The sequence below is a fragment of the Mesorhizobium sp. M1066 genome (assembly GCF_040318635.1).
GTDB lineage: Bacteria > Pseudomonadota > Alphaproteobacteria > Rhizobiales > Rhizobiaceae > Mesorhizobium.
Genome location: NZ_JAMYMR010000043.1, coordinates 18,940 through 39,261 on the forward strand (window position 1 = coordinate 18,940; position 20,322 = coordinate 39,261).

Annotated in this window: 23 protein-coding genes; 12 read left to right on the top strand and 11 right to left on the bottom strand. The window is 62.2% G+C overall.

Annotated features, from left to right (window positions below; all coding sequences use genetic code 11):
- Positions 1 to 82 precede the first annotated feature (82 nt).
- The 3 genes from NKH52_RS30595 to NKH52_RS30605 are packed head-to-tail and all read right to left on the bottom strand — an operon-like array spanning position 83 to position 954.
- Complete coding sequence (locus NKH52_RS30595) at positions 83 to 364, bottom strand: hypothetical protein (protein WP_352736072.1); 282 nt, start codon at positions 362 to 364, stop codon at positions 83 to 85.
- Between the two features lie 39 nt (positions 365 to 403).
- A complete protein-coding gene (locus NKH52_RS30600; RefSeq protein ID WP_352736071.1) occupies positions 404 to 685 on the bottom strand; it encodes a helix-turn-helix domain-containing protein in 282 nt (93 codons plus the stop codon).
- Positions 682 to 954 (bottom strand): hypothetical protein, encoded by a 273-nt coding sequence (locus NKH52_RS30605; protein ID WP_352736070.1) that lies wholly within the window; start codon positions 952 to 954, stop codon positions 682 to 684. Before NKH52_RS30605 ends, NKH52_RS30600 begins: the two co-directional genes overlap by 4 nt.
- A gap of 309 nt (positions 955 to 1,263) precedes the next feature.
- Here NKH52_RS30605 and NKH52_RS30610 point away from each other — a divergent pair, with 309 nt between their 5' ends.
- The 4 genes from NKH52_RS30610 (at position 1,264) to NKH52_RS30625 (ending at position 5,143) form a co-directional block, all read left to right on the top strand.
- Positions 1,264 to 1,485, top strand: a complete 222-nt coding sequence (locus NKH52_RS30610) for a hypothetical protein (RefSeq protein WP_023814103.1) — start codon at positions 1,264 to 1,266, stop codon at positions 1,483 to 1,485.
- A 238-nt stretch (positions 1,486 to 1,723) separates the two neighbouring features.
- On the top strand, positions 1,724 to 2,512 hold the full coding sequence (locus NKH52_RS30615; RefSeq protein ID WP_127289146.1) for a GGDEF domain-containing protein: 789 nt from the start codon (positions 1,724 to 1,726) through the stop codon (positions 2,510 to 2,512).
- Positions 2,513 to 2,796: 284 nt separating this feature from the next.
- Complete coding sequence (locus tag NKH52_RS30620; RefSeq protein WP_352736069.1) at positions 2,797 to 3,771, top strand: glycosyltransferase family 4 protein; 975 nt, start codon at positions 2,797 to 2,799, stop codon at positions 3,769 to 3,771.
- A gap of 145 nt (positions 3,772 to 3,916) precedes the next feature.
- Positions 3,917 to 5,143, top strand: a complete 1,227-nt coding sequence (locus tag NKH52_RS30625; RefSeq protein ID WP_127289138.1) for an anion transporter — start codon at positions 3,917 to 3,919, stop codon at positions 5,141 to 5,143.
- 76 nt (positions 5,144 to 5,219) lie between these two features.
- Here the strand turns inward: NKH52_RS30625 and NKH52_RS30630 are convergent, their stop codons facing one another.
- A complete protein-coding gene (locus NKH52_RS30630) occupies positions 5,220 to 5,807 on the bottom strand; it encodes a TetR/AcrR family transcriptional regulator (protein WP_352736068.1) in 588 nt (195 codons plus the stop codon).
- 87 nt (positions 5,808 to 5,894) lie between these two features.
- On the opposite strand from NKH52_RS30630, the gene NKH52_RS30635 reads away from it, so the two are divergent.
- Positions 5,895 to 6,776 carry a crotonase/enoyl-CoA hydratase family protein gene (locus NKH52_RS30635; RefSeq protein WP_352736067.1) on the top strand — a complete coding sequence of 294 codons (882 nt, stop codon included), beginning with the start codon at positions 5,895 to 5,897 and terminating at the stop codon, positions 6,774 to 6,776.
- Here the strand turns inward: NKH52_RS30635 and NKH52_RS30640 are convergent.
- The 5 genes from NKH52_RS30640 to NKH52_RS30660 all read right to left on the bottom strand — a co-directional run bounded on the left by NKH52_RS30640 (position 6,737) and on the right by NKH52_RS30660 (position 10,975).
- Positions 6,737 to 7,045 carry a cupredoxin domain-containing protein gene (locus NKH52_RS30640; RefSeq protein WP_352736066.1) on the bottom strand — a complete coding sequence of 103 codons (309 nt, stop codon included), beginning with the start codon at positions 7,043 to 7,045 and terminating at the stop codon, positions 6,737 to 6,739. The genes NKH52_RS30635 and NKH52_RS30640 overlap by 40 nt on opposite strands.
- 11 nt (positions 7,046 to 7,056) lie before the next feature.
- The gene (locus tag NKH52_RS30645; RefSeq protein WP_352656370.1) at positions 7,057 to 7,581 is read right to left on the bottom strand and encodes a DUF4142 domain-containing protein; all 525 of its coding nucleotides are present in this window, start codon (positions 7,579 to 7,581) and stop codon (positions 7,057 to 7,059) included.
- A gap of 116 nt (positions 7,582 to 7,697) precedes the next feature.
- Complete coding sequence (locus tag NKH52_RS30650) at positions 7,698 to 8,372, bottom strand: RNA polymerase sigma factor (RefSeq protein ID WP_352736065.1); 675 nt, start codon at positions 8,370 to 8,372, stop codon at positions 7,698 to 7,700.
- Positions 8,373 to 8,502: 130 nt separating this feature from the next.
- Positions 8,503 to 9,564: an HPP family protein gene (locus NKH52_RS30655; RefSeq protein ID WP_352736064.1), complete on the bottom strand. Its 1,062-nt coding sequence runs from the start codon at positions 9,562 to 9,564 to the stop codon at positions 8,503 to 8,505.
- A gap of 232 nt (positions 9,565 to 9,796) precedes the next feature.
- A complete protein-coding gene (locus tag NKH52_RS30660) occupies positions 9,797 to 10,975 on the bottom strand; it encodes a cystathionine beta-lyase (RefSeq protein WP_352736063.1) in 1,179 nt (392 codons plus the stop codon).
- A gap of 516 nt (positions 10,976 to 11,491) precedes the next feature.
- Between NKH52_RS30660 and NKH52_RS30665 the strand changes: the two genes are divergently transcribed.
- The 7 genes from NKH52_RS30665 to NKH52_RS30695 all read left to right on the top strand — a co-directional run bounded on the left by NKH52_RS30665 (position 11,492) and on the right by NKH52_RS30695 (position 18,465).
- A complete protein-coding gene (locus tag NKH52_RS30665) occupies positions 11,492 to 12,127 on the top strand; it encodes a DUF1326 domain-containing protein (protein ID WP_352442917.1) in 636 nt (211 codons plus the stop codon).
- A gap of 9 nt (positions 12,128 to 12,136) precedes the next feature.
- Positions 12,137 to 12,967 carry a DUF2182 domain-containing protein gene (locus NKH52_RS30670; RefSeq protein ID WP_352736061.1) on the top strand — a complete coding sequence of 277 codons (831 nt, stop codon included), beginning with the start codon at positions 12,137 to 12,139 and terminating at the stop codon, positions 12,965 to 12,967.
- 442 nt (positions 12,968 to 13,409) lie between these two features.
- Positions 13,410 to 14,438 carry an amino acid ABC transporter substrate-binding protein gene (locus NKH52_RS30675; RefSeq protein ID WP_023814120.1) on the top strand — a complete coding sequence of 343 codons (1,029 nt, stop codon included), beginning with the start codon at positions 13,410 to 13,412 and terminating at the stop codon, positions 14,436 to 14,438.
- A 63-nt stretch (positions 14,439 to 14,501) separates the two neighbouring features.
- Positions 14,502 to 15,689, top strand: coding sequence for an amino acid ABC transporter permease (locus NKH52_RS30680; protein WP_352736059.1), 1,188 nt, complete (start codon positions 14,502 to 14,504; stop codon positions 15,687 to 15,689).
- A 9-nt stretch (positions 15,690 to 15,698) separates the two neighbouring features.
- Complete coding sequence (locus NKH52_RS30685) at positions 15,699 to 16,856, top strand: amino acid ABC transporter permease (protein ID WP_127289116.1); 1,158 nt, start codon at positions 15,699 to 15,701, stop codon at positions 16,854 to 16,856.
- A gap of 80 nt (positions 16,857 to 16,936) precedes the next feature.
- On the top strand, positions 16,937 to 17,686 hold the full coding sequence (locus tag NKH52_RS30690) for an amino acid ABC transporter ATP-binding protein (protein WP_031213892.1): 750 nt from the start codon (positions 16,937 to 16,939) through the stop codon (positions 17,684 to 17,686).
- Between the two features lie 110 nt (positions 17,687 to 17,796).
- Positions 17,797 to 18,465, top strand: coding sequence for a TIGR02117 family protein (locus NKH52_RS30695; RefSeq protein WP_352736058.1), 669 nt, complete (start codon positions 17,797 to 17,799; stop codon positions 18,463 to 18,465).
- A gap of 112 nt (positions 18,466 to 18,577) precedes the next feature.
- Here NKH52_RS30695 and NKH52_RS30700 read toward each other — a convergent pair whose 3' ends face one another.
- Complete coding sequence (locus NKH52_RS30700) at positions 18,578 to 19,819, bottom strand: FAD-dependent monooxygenase (RefSeq protein ID WP_352736056.1); 1,242 nt, start codon at positions 19,817 to 19,819, stop codon at positions 18,578 to 18,580.
- 19 nt (positions 19,820 to 19,838) lie between these two features.
- Positions 19,839 to 20,084, bottom strand: coding sequence for a zinc-finger domain-containing protein (locus NKH52_RS30705; RefSeq protein ID WP_023814125.1), 246 nt, complete (start codon positions 20,082 to 20,084; stop codon positions 19,839 to 19,841).
- Between the last annotated feature and the right edge of the window lie 238 nt (positions 20,085 to 20,322).

Genomic DNA, 20,322 nt, shown 5'->3' on the forward strand with positions numbered 1-20,322 from the left:
CTTTCGGTCCGTTCCGGACACATAGGTTACGGTTTATACCAGAGACATGGGCTTTCAGAGAGCGTCACCAGGCCTCGTGCGCTCAAACCGCCGCCGCCAGAAGCAGCGTTACCCCCAGGACCGTCGACGCATAGATCGTGGCTAGAAGCACGATCGGGCGAGGATATTCGGCGGGTGTCGCGAGGCCGGCAAAGTGGGGATTTCGAAATGTTTCGGTGCCGGGCGACGGGCCGTCGGCGACGGCGGGAGTGTTGTCATTGCAAGCGTGAACAGAAAGACGCTGGGCAATATCGGCGGCGATCAGAGGATCGTCCGCCACCAATTTCGACCAGTCCGAAACAATACCAATTTCACGTTTGAACATCGCGCGCCTCCCGTTTGGGATCTAACAGCGATATCTAAATTATGTTCCGCCGATAGTTTGACGAGGCGGATCGCTCTTGGCCCTTGCAACCTTCTGATCGATGAAAACCACGCCCGCTGCCTCCAACCCTCGACGGATGGCAGCCAGCTTGGCCGAACTCGGAATCCTTCGTCCGCTCTCGAAACTGCCAATCGTTCCTTCGCTAAGGCCGCACTTCGCGGCGAGTCGCACCTGCGACCATTTCAGCATCGCTCGTGCGGCTCTGCACTGCTGGGACGTAAGGGGCTGGATCCCTGAGACGGTGGAGCTTCCCTTGTTCACATCCTCAGATCCCTTCGCTTCGGCGGGAGGTAGCTTTGCACCAGGTGCACCCTGTCCAGATCCACCGTGACCATTGTCCCGAACGACACCGTGACCTTGTCGCCATCGATCCGCGTAACGTCGCCGGATAATTCCATCGGCTGGCCCTTGGCCAGCCTGACCGAATGCGAAAAATCGTAACCGGGGATCGACACGCTGACGCGGTCTTCCGTGACGCGCTTCAGCACCGTCGCCATGACCGCCACTTCGTCGCCGACCTTTATTGCCATGCTTCTGATTCTGGGGCGGCATCCGGCTGGCGTCAAGGATTAGCTATGCCTTATATAGAAAGTCACGGAATCACCTCTTTCCATCCAGGAACGCCACGACAGCGGTAAATACCGCAAGCTGTTCAGCTCTGTCATGGTGATGAGGGGATTTAGCGTGGCCGGGCAGTCGGCTGGGGGCCAGCGTATTATTTCGTTACTCTGCCTTTTCGGAACCTTCCCGCGCACGGCGCGTTCGGCCCGCTGTATTCGCGGACCCTCATATAAAAGTGGACAGGCGGGAGGCAAACAAGGGTGGGGAGGAGTGTTGCCATGTCGAAGCGAGAAATAGGCATATCTTCGGCTCTGGATCGGCGCATCGCCGACCTCAAGGCCAGGATGCAGGACGCCCGGATCACGGAATATGAAATGAAGACCTTTCAAAAAGTGGCTTCAGCCATGGGAGGCGACGGAGGCTCCCTGCGCCTCGATGCCGACGACCTGATCGCGGCATCCTTTGTCGTCGATGCGCTGAGTGAGCCGACGCTCAACTGACGACGAGCGGTCTGGCTTCGCGCGCCGTTTTGCCCTTGCTCGGCCGGCAGTTGGCCCACGCCTTCAAGCTCTGAAACAGGATGGCTGCTTTCCAGCGGCCGTCTTGTAGCGTCTGTCGCAAGTCACCGACAGGGCCGGCGGGTTGGTTCCGCCGCCCGATATCGAATTGGAGGGAAAGTCTTATCAATTTGTTGGGGTTGGTGCGTCATAGTAGCGACGGCTAACGGAGTTGAACGCGATGAAGCTCGATCTGTCGCCGACGAGCTGGGGCAGGGTGATCGCTGTCACGGCAGTCGGTACGGCATTCTTCATTGCCGTGGCGTTCTTCGTCGATTCCTTCAACTTTCCCTATCTTTCGCCCGAGGCTCTGTGGCGGGCACAGATGACCGACCTGATGCTGCCTTTGGTGCTGGGTGGTTCGTTTCTGTTTTTCCTGATGTGGAAGATTCGCCAGCTGGCCATCGCGCAGCGCGACCTCAGCGTCATCGCCGCGACCGACAGCCTGACGGCGGTGCTGAACCGTGGCGCCTTCTCGATGCTGGTCGAAGCCTATCTCGAGCAGACCCGAAAGCAGGAGCAAACCCGTTCGGGCGCGCTGCTGATCATCGACGCCGACCACTTCAAGTCGATCAATGACCGCCTGGGCCATGACTGCGGCGATCAGGCGCTCAAACTGATAGCGCAGGCGATCAAGGGGCAACTTCGTGGGGGCGATATCGTCGGCCGCATCGGTGGCGAAGAATTCGGCGTGTTTCTGCCCGGCGTGGATCCCTCGCAATCCTGGATGGTTGCCGAAAGCATCCGCCGGCGTATCAGGGAGATGGAATTCTCACCCGGCGGCAGGCCTTGTCCGCTTTCCGTCAGCATCGGCGGCACAAGCTTTACCGGCCCGATCACCTATGAGGAAATCTTCTCCGCTGCCGACAAAAGGCTTTACACGGCCAAGTCGAACGGACGCGATCAAGTCAGCTTCGATCCGGCCGGAACGTCTCCGGCGCCTGCGCCCGGGGTCGCCACCGTGCATTGATGGCATAAACTTGCAGATTGCTGGATCGGGAAGCGCAGACCGCTCCTCTACGCTTTCAAAGCTTACAGTCATGTGCAGGAAATCCGATCTTTTTGGATAGCATGCCGGCTCGATAGGCGATGGACTGCAACCGCTTGCCGGTATACTCCCCCGCATTGGCGATGTTTCGTTGTTGGTAGAAACGGTTCTGAATCCTGAGTTTCTAAACGTTCCGGCCGACGTGCGATCATGATTTTTGATGCTGGCGGGCATGTGGCGGGAACGGTCAGGTAAGCACTGCTATTATGATCCATTTGTTCAACGGCTTTCAGGATCCCTTCGGCGGCAGTGACCTTGAAGCTTTGGAACTGCACCGGCTGTTGAGTGCCGACTCCGAAGTGCATCTGTGGGCAACCTCCTCCAGTGTGTCCGCCGAGTTGATGCGGAATTTCCCGATTCGCCGCGTCTCACTGTCGAAGTGGGATGTACCGAATGGGGGTACCTACGTCTTTCTCGGCTCGCATTGGCGCAACAAGATGTGGCCTTACCTGATCCCGCGACCGCGCCGGCTGATCTATGTCTTCAATACCTTTCACCCGAAAATCATGTCGCTGACGAGGCGCATGCCCCGCATGCTGAACTGGCCCGACGCCGAACTGGTGCTGATTTCCGATTTTCAGAGACGGATGCTCCAAATCGATGGCACCGTGCATCCGTCTCCGATCGATATCGAACGTTTTTCACCACGGCTTTCACCACGGCGTCTGGATTCGGATCGTCCGTTCACCGTCGGACGCTTGAGCCGCGATGGGCCGGGCAAACATCATCCCGATGACATACCTCTCTACGAGACATTGCTGGCCGAAGGTACAGCCTTGCGGATTCAGGGAGGGACAGGGCTCAAGGGCAGCCTCATGCCGCATCCGCAACTCGAGCTGTTCCCACCCGGCCAATTTATCGCCGAAGAGTTTCTGCAGACGCTCGACGTGTTCTATTATCGCACCGGTTGGCATGTGGAAACCTTCGGTCGCGTCGTGTTCGAGGCGATGGCCTGCGGGTTGCCTGTGGTCTGCCATTCCCATGGCGGCTATTCCGACCATATCAGGCATGGCGAAAACGGTTTCTTGTTCGAAACGACGCAGCAGGCGGCGCGGATCCTGGCCGATCTCAAAGCCGATCCGGCGCTGCGGGCGGCGGTGGGCCTCAAGGCCCGGCAGACCGTCGAGCAGCTGTTTTCGCCGCAGGCACTGCGGCAGCGGCTGGATTTTTATCTGCGTTAGCGGCACGTCATCCCTTGGGCGGTGCTTGACGCAACAACATGCCTGGCTGTCTGTCATCGATCTCGACATCGCGCTAAAGCAGGCACGCAAATCAGACCATTGGGGCTGACAGGCAGCGGCGCGCCACAGGGCAGGACTTCTATCGATGACATTGATGGGCGCGGCGGCACTGCTGATCCTGATCCTGACTTACGCCGGTGTCGCCATCGGCCGCATCCCCGGCCTGCGCCTCGACCGGGCGGGGATCGCGCTTCTCGGCGGGGCCGCGATGATCGCCATCGGCGCGCTCAGCATGGAGGATGCCTACCGGGCGATCAATTTCGACACCATCACGCTTCTGCTCGGCATGATGATCGTGGTGGCGCATCTGAAAGTGTCGGGCGCCTTTCGCGGCCTTGGCGCCATCGCCATCGAGCACGCGCACGCGCCCTTCATGCTTTTGGTGATGGTGACGCTGCTGACCGGCGTGTTGTCCGCCTTCCTGGTCAACGACGCCATCTGCCTCGTCATGGCGCCGATCGTCGTCCACGTCACCCGCATCATCAAGCGCAACCCGATCCCCTATCTGATCGCCACCGCCACCGCGTCGAATTGCGGCAGCGTCGCCACCATCACCGGCAATCCGCAAAACATGGTCATCGGCGCGCTGTCGGGCATTTCCTATCCGGCCTTTTCGGCAGCGCTCGCTCCGGTCGCCCTTTTCGGCCTCGTCGCGGTCGTTGTCATCATCCGTATCGTCTTCCGGGCCGAATTCGCCCGCACAGTCCAACTGACGCCGGAGGTATCGCGTGGCCGCATGCACAAGGGGCAGGTGCTGAAGGCGGTGGTGGTCTGCATCGGGCTGGCGATCGCCTTCTTCGCCGGCGTGCCGGTGGCCAAGGCGGCACTCATCGGCGGCGCCATCCTCTTGCTCACCCGCGCCATCAAGCCGGAACGCATCTACCGCGAGATCGACGGCCCGCTGCTGTTCATGTTCGCCGGTCTGTTCGTTGTGGTCGCCGGCGCCGAAAAGACGCTTCTTTCGCCAGACATGATCGCTTCGGCCAAGAACCTCGGGCTGGGCGACGTCTGGCGCCTGTCCGGTTTCACCGCGGTTCTCTCCAACATCATGAGCAATGTCCCGGCCGTGCTGGCGCTTCGGCCCTTCATACCGGGCCTCGAAAACCCCGAGCGCGCCTGGCTGGTCGTCGCCATGAGCTCGACACTGGCCGGCAATTTCACGCTGCTGGGTTCGGTCGCCAATCTGATCGTCGCCGAACAGGCACGCGCCGCCGGCACGACGCTGTCGTTCGGCGCTTTTTTCAAGGTCGGCTTGCCGCTGACGCTGATAACGCTGGCCGCCGGCACGGCATGGCTGGCGTTTGGGTTCTAATGCATGTCGCCCAAAAGTGGCCCCGGTTTTGGGGCAACGATATGCATAAAACCAAAGGCTTAAAGCGCGTCGCGCTTTAGGCCTGGCTGCCTGAAATCCGCGCCCGCACCAGCGTCGCCGCGGCGCGGCCGGCGGCCTCGATGTAATCGGGGTTGCGGTGGATCAGCATGATCGAAAAGCAGCCGTCGATCAAAAGCACGATCTCGCGTGCCAAGGCAGGCGGCTCGCCGACGCCATGGTCCGACAAGGCGCCGGCTAGCCATGTTTCGAAATTCAGCTTGTGCCGCGCGCCGACTTTGACCGCCGGATGTCCGGGCATCGAGGCGAGTTCGGCGGCCGTGCGCAGGAAGCTGCATCCTTTCCATTTCGGGTGACGAGCGGACCTCGCCAGATTGGTGAAGATCGCCTCGACCTTGCGATCCGCGCCGCCTTCGGCAGCATCGAACCAGCCAGCCATCCGCTTCAGATTGGGTTGGTCGCGGCCATCGAGATAGGCGGCGATGAGGTCGTCCTTGCTCTTGAAATGGTAGTAGAGCGTGCGCTTGGTGAGACCCGCTTCCTCGGCGACGGCATCGACGCTGACGCGACCGATTCCTTCGGCATAGAAGAGCCTGGTCGCGGCATCGACAATGCGTTTGCGGGTAGGACTTTGCGTGTCAGGCATGAGCTTAGGTATACCGACTAGTGAATATACACAAGCGGAAAGAGGCATAGTCTTCCGGTCATCAGCATGATGAAGAAGGAAGAGCCAATGACCGATCTTGTCCTTAACGAAACCCGGGATGGGATTGCCATCCTCACCCTCAACCGGCCGGAGAAGCTGAACGCGTTGAACTATGCCCTGATCGATCGCCTGCTTGCGATCCTCGACGACATTGACGTCGATGACAGCGTTCGTGCGGTCATTCTGACCGGAGCAGGGGAGCGGGCGTTTTCGGCCGGCGGCGACATTCATGAGTTCTCGGCCAGCGTGGCGGTCGGCGTCGATGTCGCGATGCGTGATTTCGTCATGCGCGGGCAACGGCTGACGGCGAGGCTGGAAGCGTTTCGCAAACCCGTCATCGCTGCCGTCAACGGCATTGCCTTTGGTGGCGGTTGCGAAATCACCGAGGCGGTGCCGCTGGCCATCGCCAGCGACCGCGCTTTGTTCGCCAAGCCGGAAATCAACCTCGCAATGCCGCCGACCTTTGGCGGAACCCAACGCTTGCCCAGGCTTGCCGGGCGCAAGCGGGCGCTCGAACTGCTGTTGACCGGCGACTGGTTTGCGCCGCCGCGGGCGCTTGAACTGGGTCTCGTCAACGAGGTTGTGCCGCATGCCGAGTTGATGCCGGCCGCGATCGGCCTGGCCAGGCGCATCCTGCGGCACTCCGATCTGGCGATTGCCGGCATCCTCACGGCGGTGGCGCGCGGCCTCAACCAGAGCATCGCCGAAGGCTTGGCTGTCGAGGCCGAGCAGTTCGCCCGCATGGCCCCGACCGCCGATCTGCGCGAAGGGCTGAATGCCTGGATGGCACGCCGCGAGCCGGGCTATGACGGCTCGTGGACGCATATCGCGCGCCCCGACGAGGCCAGGCGAGCCTCGTTGGCGCTGGATCAGGGCGCCACCACCAAACGGCCTTTCATGTTGGGGTGAAAGCGGCAGAAATAATCGACCGCTCCCGCCGCCTTCAATGTCAGGCTTGCGGATTTCTTCGGCGGGATCATCACTTCCCAGCCGCCTTTCACGGTGGCCGTGTGGGCGAACACATCCTTGTTCACCCACTCGATCGTGTCGCCGACCTTGGCCTCGACGGTGGCTGGCGAGAACACCAGCCTGTCGATGATGACCTGGATGGTTTCTGCTCGCGCCGGAACGGTACCGACGGCCAGCGCCAACGCAATCCACAGATGGCGTTTCGGCATGCTCCCGGTCCTTACTTGAGCATGCCGGCGACGTGCTCGGCGTGCTGCTCATGGCCCTGGAAAATCTTCAGGCCGGTTTCCAGCAGGCTCTTCAATTCGGCATTCTGCGCCGACGGGATGAGCAGCGTTTCAAGAGCGCCATCGACCTGCTTGTGATAGGCCACCTCATTGTCGACATAAGCCTTGTCGAAGGCCGCGCCCTTGAGCTTGGCGAGTTTCGCCCGCTCCTCCTCCGCCGCCTTGGTCAACGCCTTGCTGGTAGCGTTGTCTTCCGGCGTGACCTTGAGTTTCTTGACCAGATCGAGCGCCTGCACGTTCACCGCCTCATGGTCGCGCACCATGTCCTTGGCGAAGGCGAGCACCTCCTTGTTCTTCGACTTTTTGAGCGCTTGCTTGGCCGCCTCGACGTCGATCACGCCGGCCGTGTAGGCGATGTGTGCGATCTGCGGGTCGGTCGGCTTGTCGGCGGCTTGTGCGAACGGGGCGGTGCCAAGCAGCAGCATGGCGGCGAGCGCGGCGGTGTGTCGGATAGACATGGCATCTCCTTCGTCCGGGCGTTTGAAATCGCTCCGGACAGTGTTTTTCGGTTGACGGTCATTGGATGCGGTACGGCGGCAAACGTTCCCGCCAAAATCAACTGAATCGCCGAGGCTCAGCTTTCCAGCCCGAGCCGCCGCATCACGGCGCCTGTCAGCCTTTCGCAGCGCCGGCCGGCGAAGGGGAAGGCATCGAGCAGCACCGGCCCGATCTGGTCGTCCAGCGCCTTGCGCACCAAAGCGCGGGCCCGGTGCAGCCTTGTCTTGACGGTTTGTGGCCGCACGCCGAGAAGATCGGCGGTCTCTTCGATGCTCAGCCCCTCGATCACCCGCGCCACGAACACCGTCCGGTAGACATCGGGAAGGCTGTCGGTGGCCCGTTCGACCAGCTGGAGGATCTGCCGTTGCGCCATCGTCCGTTCCGGATCGTCGCTGGGGTTGAGAGGGAACCGGATGATCTCGGCTTGCGGATTTTCCGGCAGTGCCACCGTTCTGCGCCTTTTGCGCAGGCGGCCAAGCGCCTCGTTGATGACGATGCGCGACAGCCATGTGGCCAGAGAGGAGTCGCCGCGAAACGCTTCGAGATGGGCGAAGGCCCTGACATAGGCCTCCTGCACGATGTCCTCGGCCTCGCTGTCATTGCGCACGACGCCGCGCGCGATCCGGTAGAGCCGCTGATTGTGTGTCTTGATGATGGTGCGGAAGGCATCGCCGTCGCGCGCCAAGGCGCGGCGCACAAGCTGCATCTCGCCTGGCACAGCAGAAGGCACGGCCGTCAAGACAGCAGGCATGGCCAGTTTCCTCAACCCAATCTCCGGACCGAACCTCGACTGAGAGATTGGACGCTGTCGCCGGCAAAAGGTTCCCGAAGACTTTTCGCGGGGCCCGGCGGCGGTACCCTACCGCGCGAGTGAAGGCTTGTCAGGCAGCCTGCAGGCGCGCCGTGGCCGCCAACAGATCGGTCTGGGTGATCAGCCCGAGAATCCGTTTGTCGTCGTCGACGATGATGACCGCATGGCTGCGGCCGTCGGTGAGCACCGGCAGCAGACCCATGGCGGCAAAACCTGCGGCGGCTGTTGCCGCGGGCGATATGACGGATCCGACCGTACCGGAGGCCTGGGTGAGTTCGCGCAACCCCACGGTGCCTGCCAGCCTGGCCTCCGCATTGACAACCGGCAGGGTCCGGATGTTGTGGTCAAGCAGCAATTGGCGCGCTGCCTCGGTGGAGGTGTGAGCATCGACCGAGATCACATCGCGCGACATGATGTCCGCGCACAGAAGGGTCTTGTGCGCGCGCACCATCGCCTGCAATTCGACCTGCCGCAGCAGCCGGTCGAGATCGTTGCGATCGATATCGAACGTCTCGTCGAGTGCGCCAAGCGCGGCATCGATGTCTTCGGACCGGAAGCCCACGCGCAGCTGCGCCGGCGGATCGCCGGTGCCGTGGCTGTTCGCCGGCGCTGCAACCGGTACATGCGGATAATTGCGCCGGGCCAGCCTGTGGAAGCCGTAGCCGAGCGCCACCAGCAGGATCGAGTTCAGCGCCACCGGCACGAATGGAAACAGGAAGCCGGCGCTGATGACGGCAGGCCCTCCCAGCACCGCGGTCAGCGCGGCCGCTCCGCCCGGCGGATGCAGGCAGCGCGTGAACGACATGGCGGCGATGGCCAGTGCTACCGCGATGCCGCTGGCAAGGGCGGTTTCGTGGATGAAATGCGCCACGATCACGCCGACAAGTGCCGATATCGTGTTGCCGCCGATGATCGACCATGGCTGTGCCAGCGGACTGGCGGGCACGGCGAACAGGAGCACCGCCGACGCCCCCATCGGCGCCACCAGCAGCGGCACGTGCGGGCCGTTGCCGAGCACAAGGCTGGCGATCACACCGGTGAGTGCAATGCCGATCGTCGCGCCGATACAGGCGACGAGACGCTCGCGCAGCGTCGCGCCGGCAAGAATGGGAACAAAAAGGCGGAAAGCCATGGGGTCGAAAACTCTGCCGGTATTCCAGGGGAAGTCCAAAATGTGCTGATTGCACCGCAATGGCGTGGCATCGCTGAATTTGAAAGCCAAACTGATCCGCGAAATCGCAATTTTAGGGAATAGAATTCCGCTAGTGCATGTCGCCCAAATGTGACCTCGGTTTTGGGAGAACGACATGCGCAAAAACAAAACCTGAAGCGGGTCGCCTGAAAATCTTCAGGCGCGACCCGCTTTAGGCCGCCGCTGCGGCGGTCAGGCCGCGCGAAATATCGGCCTTCAGGTCGTCGACATCCTCGAGGCCGATCTGCAGACGGATCAACGGACCCTCATAGGGGGCTTTTGCAACGACGCGGTCGCCGAGCCAGACCGGTACGGCAAGGCTCTCATAGCCGCCCCAGGAATAACCGAGGCCGAAGATCCGCAGCGCGTCGAGGAAGGCGTGCTGCTGCTTCTGGCCGCCACCGGCAAGAACGATGGAAAAGATGCCGCTCGAGCCGGAAAAGTCGCGCTTCCACAGAGCGTGATCCGGATGGCTGGGCAGGGCCGGGTGGAGCACGCGCGCCACGCCCTTCTGGCCCTCGAGCCAGGAGGCGATCGCAAGCGTGCTGCGCTGATGGTGTTCGAGGCGTACGCCCATGCTGCGCAGGCCACGCAGCACCTGGTAGACGTCGTCGGGCCCGGCGCAACAGCCAAGCGTGCAGAAGCTTTCGTAGAGGTGCGTCCAGCAACTCTCATTGGCCGACACCGTGCCAAGCAGCACGTCGGAATGGCCGGCCGGGTATTTGGTCGCCGCATGGATAGATATGTCGACACCGTGGTCGAGCGGGCGGAAATAGAGTGGCGTCGCCCAGGTGTTGTCCATCATCACGATGGCGCCCGTGGCGTGCGCCGCCTTGACGATGGCCGGGATGTCCTGCACCTCGAACGTGTTGGAGGCCGGCGATTCCGTGAACACCACCTTGGTGTTGGGCTTGATCAACGCCGCGATGCCGGCGCCGACATCGGGGGCGTAATACTCGACCTCGACGCCCAGCCGCTTCAGCATCGTGTCGGCGAAATTGCGCGTCGGATGATAGACGGTATCGACGATCAGCAGATGGTCGCCGGCCGAGACGAAGGCGAGCAGCGGCACCGTCACCGCCGCAAGGCCCGACGGCACCAGGATCGTGCCTGCCGAGCCTTCCAGCGCGTCTATGGCATGGGCAAGCGCATCGGTCGTCGGTGTGCCGCGCGTGCCGTAAGTGTATTTCTGGGTTCGCGCCGCCATCGAAGCCGCGTCGCGGAAAAGCACGGTCGAAGCATGCACCACCGGCGGATTGACGAAGCCGAAATAGTCGTGCGGATTGTTGCCCGAATGGGCAAGCCGCGTGTTGATGCCCATCCCGCCGTGCTCGCTGCCGTCTTTCGCCATTCTGCGTCGCCTTGTTTGATAAGCCGCTAGCCATAGTGCGGCGCTATGGACCGTGCAACAGCCACCGCCCGCCAGGAGGCGGACTTCGAATATGCCAATTCGTCGCGGCAAAAACAGCGATACGGGGACGGAGTATTAAACGAAAAACCCGCCTGTGCGGCGGGTTATCGGCGCAAACCAGCACCATGGACGAATATGTACCATAGCTGAGGGCAGGGAGTCAAGAAAAAATTCCTATCAAGAAAAGCGACAGGCACAAAAGCTACCGGCACAAAAAGCTGCTGCCGCCGCCGCCGACCTGTTGTCGTCAGGTCTTTTGTTGACCTGCGTTCGGAGCCCTTGTCCCAGCCGATCGGTCTATTGTGGGCGGCGGTGAATGGTATATGATCGTCGGCTAATATTAATCGCCGGATTGCTTCGATCAGATGCTGCCGGATGGTTGCTGCCGGTTGACTTCTGGTCCTCCACGATCCGGATCGCGCTCACGAAGCGTGAGCGCGGCAAGGGAGGAATGCCATGCCGGACGTCAAATGGGCCATGAAGGCCAGCGAATTCATCAACTGCAACTGCGCCTATGGCTGCCCGTGCCAGTTCAACGCCATGCCGACATACGGATTCTGCCAGGCAGTCGCCGGCATGGAAATCGAGAGCGGCCATCACGGCGACACCAAGCTCGACGGGTTGCGGTTCGTCGGGATTTTCAGCTGGCCCGGCGCCATACACCAGGGCGGTGGCGAAGCCGCGGTGGTCATCGACGAGAGGGCGACGGAAGCCCAACGTGGCGCGCTGCTTCGCATATTGGGCGGTCTGGACACCGAGCCAGGTGCAACGATATTTCAGGTCTTTTCGACCACGCTGGAGAAATTCCACGATCCGATTTTCGCGCCGATCGAATTCAAGATCGACGTCGACGCGCGAACCAGTCGGCTGCATGTCGAGGGTATAACCGACGGTCGCGGCGAGCCGATCCGGAATCCGGTCACCGGCGCCGCGCACCAGGCGCGCATCGACTTGCCGCACGGCTTCGAATACGCGATCGCCGAGGTCGGGCGCGGCTGGACCAAGGCGACGGGCCCGATCAAGTTCGAGCTGGCCGATACGCACAGCCATTTCGCCAATCTGCATCTCACGCAGAGCGGCATCGTGCATTGACCTGATCCAATGGGCGATACGGCCCTCGAGGCGGTGCTGAGGCGCGATCGCGCGGTCGTGACGGCCGCGCTCGTCGTGATCGCCGTGCTCGCCTGGGCCTATGTGCTGTGGCTCGCCGCCACCATGGTCATGCCCGGCTCCCTTTTGCCGGATGGCGAAGGCGGCGACATGGCCGGCATGGATATGGGCGCCGCCGTGGCGCCCGGCTTCCGGGTCTGGGCATTGGGCGATTTCGCCTTCACCGTCACGATGTGGGCGGTGATGATGGTTGGCATGATGACGCCTTCGGTCGCGCCGATGCTGCTGCTCTATGCCGGTGTCGGCCGCAAGGCGCGGGCGGATGGCCGGCCTATCGCTTCGACGGGATGGTTTTTTGCCGGCTATCTTGCCGTCTGGGTCGCCTTCAGCCTCCTGGCGACCGGTGCGCAATGGCTTCTCGCCCGTCTAGCCTTGCTCGATCCCTCGATGGCGACCCTCAGCGCGATCCTCGGCGGCCTCGTTCTGATCGCCGCCGGTCTCTATCAATGGACGCCGATGAAGGGCGTCTGCCTGCGCCAATGTCAGGCACCGATCGCGTTCCTGGCCAGCCATGGCGGATTCCGTTCCGCTCCGCTCGGCGCGCTTTGGCTCGGCATGGATCACGGCGCTTATTGCCTGGGGTGCTGCTGGGCGCTGATGGCTCTGTTGTTCGTCGGTGGCGTCATGAACGTGCTGTGGATCGCCGGCATCGCCATCCTTGTTCTGCTGGAAAAGACGGTGCCGACCGGGCAGCTGATTCCGCGCGTTTCAGGCGCGTTGATGGCCGCCATCGGGACCTGGATCGTCTTTCAAGCCTTTTGAGAGCAGTCTTCGTCGGCGGTCTGTATTGGTATGCAGCCGTCAGTAAATCGTCAGATGACAATCTTGGAACCTGGTAGTTCGTCGCACGGGGAGGTCAACAACGACGAGGTATTGCCCGGGATGGATTTCGCTGCCGCGGCCCGTATTGGCCCGGCGTTGGCGTTGCATGAGATTTGCCGCCTTTAGTAGCCCTGCTGGCTAAATCGCGGGCGTGTTTGTCTGTAAATCGGGCATTTGCGGCAATCGGTTTTCAAACTCTTTGGGTTTCGGTCATTTTCCTTGACCTCACAGGAATTATCGCCTTCGATGACATTTGTGAACGGGAGGCGGCGCGTCGGTTACGATGCGGGGTTCCGGGATGGGCCGGGATGGGAGCCGCGTTCACACGGGAGAAAAAAATCAGGATTTACTCCTGAAAAACAGAGAAAAGGGTCTGTGGGTCATGAAACATATTGCTATCGGCATTCTAGGCGCCGCCACGCTTGGATTGATGGCGTCCGCCGCGTCGGCGGCCACGCTCGACACCGTCAAGGCGAAGGGCTTCATCCAGTGCGGCGTCTCCACCGGCCTGGCCGGCTTTTCGGCGCCGGACGACAAGGGTGACTGGCAAGGCATCGATGCGGATTTCTGCCGCGCTGTCGCGGCCGCCGTCTTTGGTGACGGCTCCAAGGTCAAGTTCACGCCGCTCAGCGCCAAGGAGCGCTTCACCGCGCTGCAGTCGGGCGAGATCGACATCCTGTCGCGCAACACCACCTGGACCATCAACCGCGATACGGCGCTTGGCCTGAATTTCATCGGCGTCACCTACTATGACGGCCAGGGTTTCATGATCAACGCCAAGAAGCTGCCGGGCGTCAATTCGGCATTGCAGCTTTCGGGCGCCGCTGTCTGCGTGCAGAGCGGCACCACCACCGAGCTGAACCTCGCCGACTACTTCAAGGCCAACAAGATGGAGTACAATCCCGTCGTCTTCGAAAAGCTGGAAGAGGTCAACGCCGCCTATGATGCCGGCCGCTGCGACGTCTACACCACCGATCAGTCGGGCCTCTATGGCATCCGCCTGACGCTGGGAGCGCCGGCCGACCATGTCGTGCTGCCCGAGATCATCTCCAAGGAGCCGCTCGGACCGGCCGTTCGCCAGGGCGACGACCAGTGGTACCACATCGTCAAGTGGACCTATTTCGCGCTGCTGCAGGCTGAAGAGCTCGGCATCACCAAGGCCAATGTCGATGAGATGAAGAACTCGGCCAGCCCCGAGATCAAGCGCGTGCTCGGCCAGGAAGCCGATACCAAGATCGGTACCGATCTCGGCGTCTCCAATGACTGGGTGGTCAACATCGTCAAGGCCGTCGGCAATTATGGCGAAATGTTCGAGCGCAATGTCGGCTCGGGCAGCCCGCTGAAGATCGCGCGCGGAATCAACGCGCTGTGGACCAAGGGCGGCCTGCAATACGCGCCGCCGATCCGCTGATCGAAATGTGATCCGGGAGGCAGATCATCTGCCTCCCGGTTTCTCTTTCCAGGGGACGGTCGAATGGCATCGCAGGAAGTACTTCGCGAGGAGCCCAGCCGCGGTTCCTTCATCAACGATCCGAAAATCCGGGGCATATTCTTCCAGGTGCTGGTCGTCGTGCTGCTGGTGGCGGGCGTCTGGTGGATTGCCCACAATGTCATCGACAACTTGACGCGGCTGCGCATCGCTTCGGGCTTCGGCTTCCTCAAGGGTCGCGCCGGCTTTGACATCAGCGAGAGCGCGATCGCCTATTCGTCGGATTCGACCTATGGCCGCGCGATTCTGGTCGGCCTCATCAACACCTTGATCGTCGCCATCGTCGGCATCATCACCGCAACGATCATCGGCTTCGTCATCGGCATCGGCCGGCTCTCGCAGAACTGGCTGATCAGGAAGATCTGCACCGTCTATGTCGAGGTCTTCCGCAACATCCCGCCGCTGCTGGTCATCTTCTTCTGGTATTCCGGCGTGCTGGCCGTTCTGCCGGCGCCGCGCGACAGCATCGGTTTGCCGTTCGGCTCCTTCCTCAATCAGCGCGGTTTCTATTTTCCACGCGCCGTGTGGGGCGACGGCTCATGGCTGATCTTCGTCGCCCTGCTCGTCGGCATCGCCATGGCGTGGTTCGTCGCGCGCAGGGCGCGGCAACGGCAGATGGCGACCGGCCAGCAATTTCCGGTATTTTGGACGTCCGCGGCGCTGATCGTCGGGCTGCCGCTGCTCGCCTATGCGCTGAGCGGCTTTCCCCTGAGCTTCGACTACCCGAAGCAGTCGACTTTCAACCTGACCGGCGGCTTTCAGGTCCGGCCGGAGTTCCTGTCGCTTTATCTGGCGCTGTCCTGCTATACCGCCGCCTTCATCGCCGAGATCGTGCGCGCCGGCATCAGGGGTGTCAGCGCGGGCCAGACGGAAGCTGCCGGTGCGTTGGGGTTGCGGCCCGGATCGATCCTGCGGCTGGTCGTCGTGCCGCAGGCCATGCGCATTGTCATTCCGCCGCTGACCAGCCAGTATCTCAACCTGACCAAGAACTCGTCGCTGGCCATCGCCATCGGCTATCCGGACCTGACGGCGACCGCCGGGACGGTGCTGAACCAGACCGGCCAGGCCGTCGAGGGCGTGGTGATCATGATGGTGATCTATCTCGCCATCAGCCTCCTGACCTCGCTGGTGATGAACTGGTTCAACGCCAAGATGGCGCTGGTGGAGAGGTGAGGTAAGGACATGCAAGAACATGATATGTCCTGGGTGCGCACCGAAATGGTGCTGGCGCAGCCGGCGCCCGCCAGCGTCACCGGCCTCGGCGCATGGGTGCGCAAGAACCTGATTGCTTCTGCCGGCGACACCATTTTGACCATCGTCGGCATCGCCCTGGTGGCGATGATCCTGCCGCAAATCATCAATTGGGCGTTCATCAACGCCGTGTGGACGGGACCGGATCGGACCGTATGCGCCACGGTGGCGCAAGGCGGCATCCAGCCGGATGGCTGGACCGGCGCCTGCTGGGCTTTCGTCAACGCCAAATTCGGCCAGTTCATGGTCGGACGCTATCCCATCGAGGAGCGCTGGCGGCCGATCCTGGTCGCCATACTGTTCGTGGCGCTGCTGGTGCCGATGCTTATCCCGAAAGTGCCGCGCAAAGGGCTGAATGCGGTTCTGCTGTTCTTCGTGCTGCCGGTCGTCTCCTTCGTCCTGCTGGTCGGCGGCATGTTCGGCCTGCCGCATGTCGAGACCTCGCTTTGGGGCGGGCTCTTGGTAACGCTCAGCCTGTCCTTCGTCGGCATTGCCGTGTCGCTGCCGCTCGGCATCGTGCTGGCGCTCGGCCGCCGCTCCAAGATGCCGATCATCAAGACGCTGTGCGTCGTCTTCATCGAGACGGTGCGCGGCATCCCGCTGATCACCGTGCTGTTCTTTGCCAGCGTCATGCTGCCACTGTTCCTGCCGGAGGGTGTCTCGTTCGACAAGTTCCTGCGCGCTTTGATCGGTGTGTCGCTGTTTGCCGCGGCCTATATGGCCGAAGTGGTGCGCGGCGGCCTGCAGGCGATTCCCAAGGGCCAGTATGAAGGTGCCGATTCGCTCGGTCTCGGCTATTGGCAGAAAATGTATTTCATCGTCATGCCGCAGGCGCTGAAACTGGTCATCCCGGGCATCGTCAACACCTTCATCGGCATGTTCAAGGACACCAGCCTGGTCATCATCATCTCGATGTTCGACCTGCTCGGCATCGTCAAACAGAATTTCTCCGATGCAAACTGGGCAACCGCGCAGACGGCGAGGTCAGGCTTGATCTTCGCGGCCTTCGTCTTCTGGCTGTTCTGCTTCGGCATGTCGCGCTATTCAATGTACACCGAACGCCGGCTCGACACCGGCCACAAACGCTAAACAAAAGAACAAGGGGACCCCCTGCCATGGCCACCGAAAATGCCGTCAGCGCCGAAGAGATCAAGGTCAACGCCGCAAAGATGCAGATTTCCACCACCGATGTCGCCATCGACATCATCGCCATGCACAAATGGTATGGCGAGTTCCATGTGCTGAAGGACATCAACCTGAAAGTGATGCGCGGCGAGCGCATCGTCATCTGCGGCCCCTCCGGCTCCGGCAAATCGACGATGATCCGCTGCATCAATCGCCTGGAGGAGCACCAGAAGGGCAAGATCATCGTCGACGGCAAGGAATTGACCAACGATCTCAAGAAGATCGACGAGGTGCGCCGCGAGGTCGGCATGGTGTTCCAGCACTTCAACCTGTTCCCGCATCTGACCATCCTGGAGAATTGCACGCTGGCGCCGATCTGGGTGCGCAAGACGCCGAAGAAGCAGGCCGAGGAAATCGCCATGCATTTCCTCAAGCGCGTCAAGATTCCGGAACAGGCCAACAAATATCCCGGCCAGCTTTCCGGCGGCCAGCAGCAGCGTGTGGCGATTGCCCGCTCGCTGTGCATGAACCCGCGCATCATGCTGTTCGATGAGCCGACCTCGGCGCTCGATCCGGAGATGATCAAGGAAGTGCTGGAGACGATGGTTGGCCTTGCCGAGGAAGGCATGACCATGCTGTGCGTCACCCATGAGATGGGCTTCGCCCGCAAGGTCGCCAACCGGGTGATCTTCATGGACCAGGGCCAGATCGTCGAGCAGAACACGCCGGCCGAGTTCTTCGACCACCCGCGCCACGAGCGCACGAAGCTGTTCCTGTCGCAGATCCTGCACTAGGCCTCGACGGCCACGAAGAGCCCGGCTGAAACACTGCCGGGCTCTTTTGCGTATGGGATAATAGGCGGGCGTTCGTGTCGCGCCGGAGCGCGTTTGCAGGGCCGCCTTTCATGAAAAGACTGGGACGCTTTCTAGGTCTTCTGTTGGTTGTCGTCGCACTCGCCGTGGCGACGGGCACCTTCGTGCCACGGCCGCTGTGGCCGGCGGCCGCCGCCATGCCCGCTACGACGCGCCACATCCTGGTGCTGAACAATCCGATCCACACCGATATCGCCATCCCGGTCGATGACGCCGTGCGCCGGCGTTTCCATTTCCTGGTCGATGCGGGCATACCGGCCGACAGGCCGGAGGTCCGCTACATCGTCTTCGGCTGGGGCGGTCGCGCCTTCTACCTGGAGACACCGACATGGTCCGAGCTGAAGGCGGTGCCGGTGATGAAGGCACTGACCCTCGACGCGTCGGTCATGCATGTCGATGTCGCCGGTGACATCGTCGAACCGCGCCCCGATATCGCGGGGTTCGACATCACCGAGGATCGGTTCACGGCGTTGCTCGATTTCATCGATGCGAGTTTCCAGCGGGGACCGGAAGGCCCGATCCTCGTTCCGGACGCAGCCTATTCGAGGTTCGACGGCTTCTACGAAGCCAATGGCCATTTCAACGCACTGGTCGGCTGCAACACCTGGACGGCGGCGGCCTTGCGCATCGCCGGCCTGCGCACCGGCTGGTGGAACCCGCTGCCTGTATCGCTCGGCCTGTCGATGAGCTTGTATAATTAGCGTGAGCATTCCGCGAATTGGCGTCGCGTTCCTTCACACCCCCCTCTGTCCTGCCGGACAGTCCGGCAGGACAGAGGGGGGTGCTGTCCACCAACCGATTGTGCTTGTACGCTCAGCGTCGAATGATCTTCTGAGCCTGCCACCCATAGAGCCAGTCCAGATCCGCCGCGAGTTTTTCCGACGAGCGCACCTTCAGGAACACATTGCGCGCAATCGCCACTGGACCCGAGGCATGCCAGGCCAGCCGGTTGACAGCGCCGCGTCGGGTGACCTGCGCGACACGCGGCCGCCGTGACTGCTCCCAGACGGCAAGTGCGGCCAGGGGGTCGGCAGGGAAGTCGGCGATGATGTCGGCAAGCGTCGCCGCATCCTCGATCGCCATGGCCGCACCTTGCGCCGCGAACGGGGTCATTGCATGCGCGGCGTCGCCGATCAGCGCAATGCCGTTCGGTGTTGTCCAGGGCTGTTGCGGGTCGACTGTGTGGATCGGCCATGCGGTCCACGGACCGGCCTGCTCGACCAGACGGGCAAGTTCTGCCGCGGTGCCGCGCAGGGCGCTGCTCAGGATCCCGGCGTCGGCGTTGCCGGACCAGCCCTCGGCAATGCGGTCGCCCTTGGTGAAGGCCGCGAGATTGAAGGCCGCACCCTTGCTGACGGGATAGGCGACCATATGGAAGCCGGGATGCAGGAAGGTGGTGACGCAGTCCTTGGCGCCGATGGCTGCAAAGGTTTGCCCGGCGGCGCTGTCAACAGCGACGGTGGCGCGCCAGGCCAGTTCGCCGGAGAAATGGCTCCTTGCGAAGGCCGCTCCCTTGCTCGAGCAGGCAAGCCCGCGTACCGACGACCAGACGCCATCGGCGCCGACCAGCAGGAAGCCCTCGGCTTCGACAGTCTTGCCGGCCATCTCGGCCGTCGCCGTGATGCCATGGGTGTCGGCGGCAATGGTGCTGATGCGCGCCCCGGTGACGATCTCGATGTTGGCGATTTCGTCGGCCCTCGCCAGCAGCGCGCTCTGCAGGTCGGCCCTGTGCGCGACGAGATAGGGTGCCTGCCAGCGGCTTTCGACGGCTTGCCCCAGCGGCACGCGCGCCAGTTCGCGCAAGGTCGCGGCCTCCTTCAACACCACGGCTTCCGGCCGCACCGCCGCCGGCAGCAGCCGGTCGAGTACGCCAAGCTGGCGAAGGATGCGGGTCGCGTTGGGAGAGAGCTGGATGCCGGCGCCGGCAGCTTCCAGGCGCTGCGCCTGTTCGAACACCCGAACAGGGTAGCCGCGTTCGGCGAATGCAAGAGCTGCGGTCAATCCGGCGACACCCGCCCCGGCGATGACAATTTGCCGGGAGCGCGTGTCGGTCATCGGGCTGGTCGCGAAAGACTCAGGCGGCCTGATCGATGTAGATGCAGCCGGCCGGCAGCGTTTCCGTCGCCTTCAGCTTCGGCGAATAGCGGTAGAGCGTCGAGCAATAGGGACAGACTTTTTCGTTGTCGTCGCCCATGTCCAGAAACACATGCGGGTGGTCGAAAGGCGGATTGGCGCCCGTGCACATGAATTCCTTCACGCCGATGTCGATTGCCTGATAGCCCGCATCGTTCTGAAAATGGGGAATGGAACCGCCTGCCATCGTCGTCTCCTTAACGCAGTCTCGTCTGCATCTGGATCATATCAGGCCTCTTTGCAAGTTCGATGAAATGAAACTGTCGCAAAAGCCTGTCAGAGGATAAGTTAAGCCGGTTAACGCATGGCCCCGAAGACCGACACCGGTTTTCGCAAGGACCATGCGTCGCCTTGGAATGGTAGAGCGTCCTTTGCGCGTCCTGAATGACGCGCGGCGCTTTAGCTGGCTGACGGTGTGGAAGAGC

Coding starts and splice junctions, on each gene's coding strand:
- NKH52_RS30595 (WP_352736072.1), bottom strand. CDS start 364: ATGTTCAAACGTGAAATTGGTATTGTTTCGGACTGGTCGAAATTGGTG.
- NKH52_RS30605 (WP_352736070.1), bottom strand. CDS start 954: ATGGCAATAAAGGTCGGCGACGAAGTGGCGGTCATGGCGACGGTGCTG.
- NKH52_RS30610 (WP_023814103.1), top strand. CDS start 1,264: ATGTCGAAGCGAGAAATAGGCATATCTTCGGCTCTGGATCGGCGCATC.
- NKH52_RS30615 (WP_127289146.1), top strand. CDS start 1,724: ATGAAGCTCGATCTGTCGCCGACGAGCTGGGGCAGGGTGATCGCTGTC.
- NKH52_RS30620 (WP_352736069.1), top strand. CDS start 2,797: ATGATCCATTTGTTCAACGGCTTTCAGGATCCCTTCGGCGGCAGTGAC.
- NKH52_RS30625 (WP_127289138.1), top strand. CDS start 3,917: ATGACATTGATGGGCGCGGCGGCACTGCTGATCCTGATCCTGACTTAC.
- NKH52_RS30630 (WP_352736068.1), bottom strand. CDS start 5,807: ATGCCTGACACGCAAAGTCCTACCCGCAAACGCATTGTCGATGCCGCG.
- NKH52_RS30635 (WP_352736067.1), top strand. CDS start 5,895: ATGACCGATCTTGTCCTTAACGAAACCCGGGATGGGATTGCCATCCTC.
- NKH52_RS30640 (WP_352736066.1), bottom strand. CDS start 7,045: ATGCCGAAACGCCATCTGTGGATTGCGTTGGCGCTGGCCGTCGGTACC.
- NKH52_RS30645 (WP_352656370.1), bottom strand. CDS start 7,581: ATGTCTATCCGACACACCGCCGCGCTCGCCGCCATGCTGCTGCTTGGC.
- NKH52_RS30650 (WP_352736065.1), bottom strand. CDS start 8,372: ATGCCTGCTGTCTTGACGGCCGTGCCTTCTGCTGTGCCAGGCGAGATG.
- NKH52_RS30655 (WP_352736064.1), bottom strand. CDS start 9,564: ATGGCTTTCCGCCTTTTTGTTCCCATTCTTGCCGGCGCGACGCTGCGC.
- NKH52_RS30660 (WP_352736063.1), bottom strand. CDS start 10,975: ATGGCGAAAGACGGCAGCGAGCACGGCGGGATGGGCATCAACACGCGG.
- NKH52_RS30665 (WP_352442917.1), top strand. CDS start 11,492: ATGCCGGACGTCAAATGGGCCATGAAGGCCAGCGAATTCATCAACTGC.
- NKH52_RS30670 (WP_352736061.1), top strand. CDS start 12,137: ATGGGCGATACGGCCCTCGAGGCGGTGCTGAGGCGCGATCGCGCGGTC.
- NKH52_RS30675 (WP_023814120.1), top strand. CDS start 13,410: ATGAAACATATTGCTATCGGCATTCTAGGCGCCGCCACGCTTGGATTG.
- NKH52_RS30680 (WP_352736059.1), top strand. CDS start 14,502: ATGGCATCGCAGGAAGTACTTCGCGAGGAGCCCAGCCGCGGTTCCTTC.
- NKH52_RS30685 (WP_127289116.1), top strand. CDS start 15,699: ATGCAAGAACATGATATGTCCTGGGTGCGCACCGAAATGGTGCTGGCG.
- NKH52_RS30690 (WP_031213892.1), top strand. CDS start 16,937: ATGCAGATTTCCACCACCGATGTCGCCATCGACATCATCGCCATGCAC.
- NKH52_RS30695 (WP_352736058.1), top strand. CDS start 17,797: ATGAAAAGACTGGGACGCTTTCTAGGTCTTCTGTTGGTTGTCGTCGCA.
- NKH52_RS30700 (WP_352736056.1), bottom strand. CDS start 19,819: ATGACCGACACGCGCTCCCGGCAAATTGTCATCGCCGGGGCGGGTGTC.
- NKH52_RS30705 (WP_023814125.1), bottom strand. CDS start 20,084: ATGGCAGGCGGTTCCATTCCCCATTTTCAGAACGATGCGGGCTATCAG.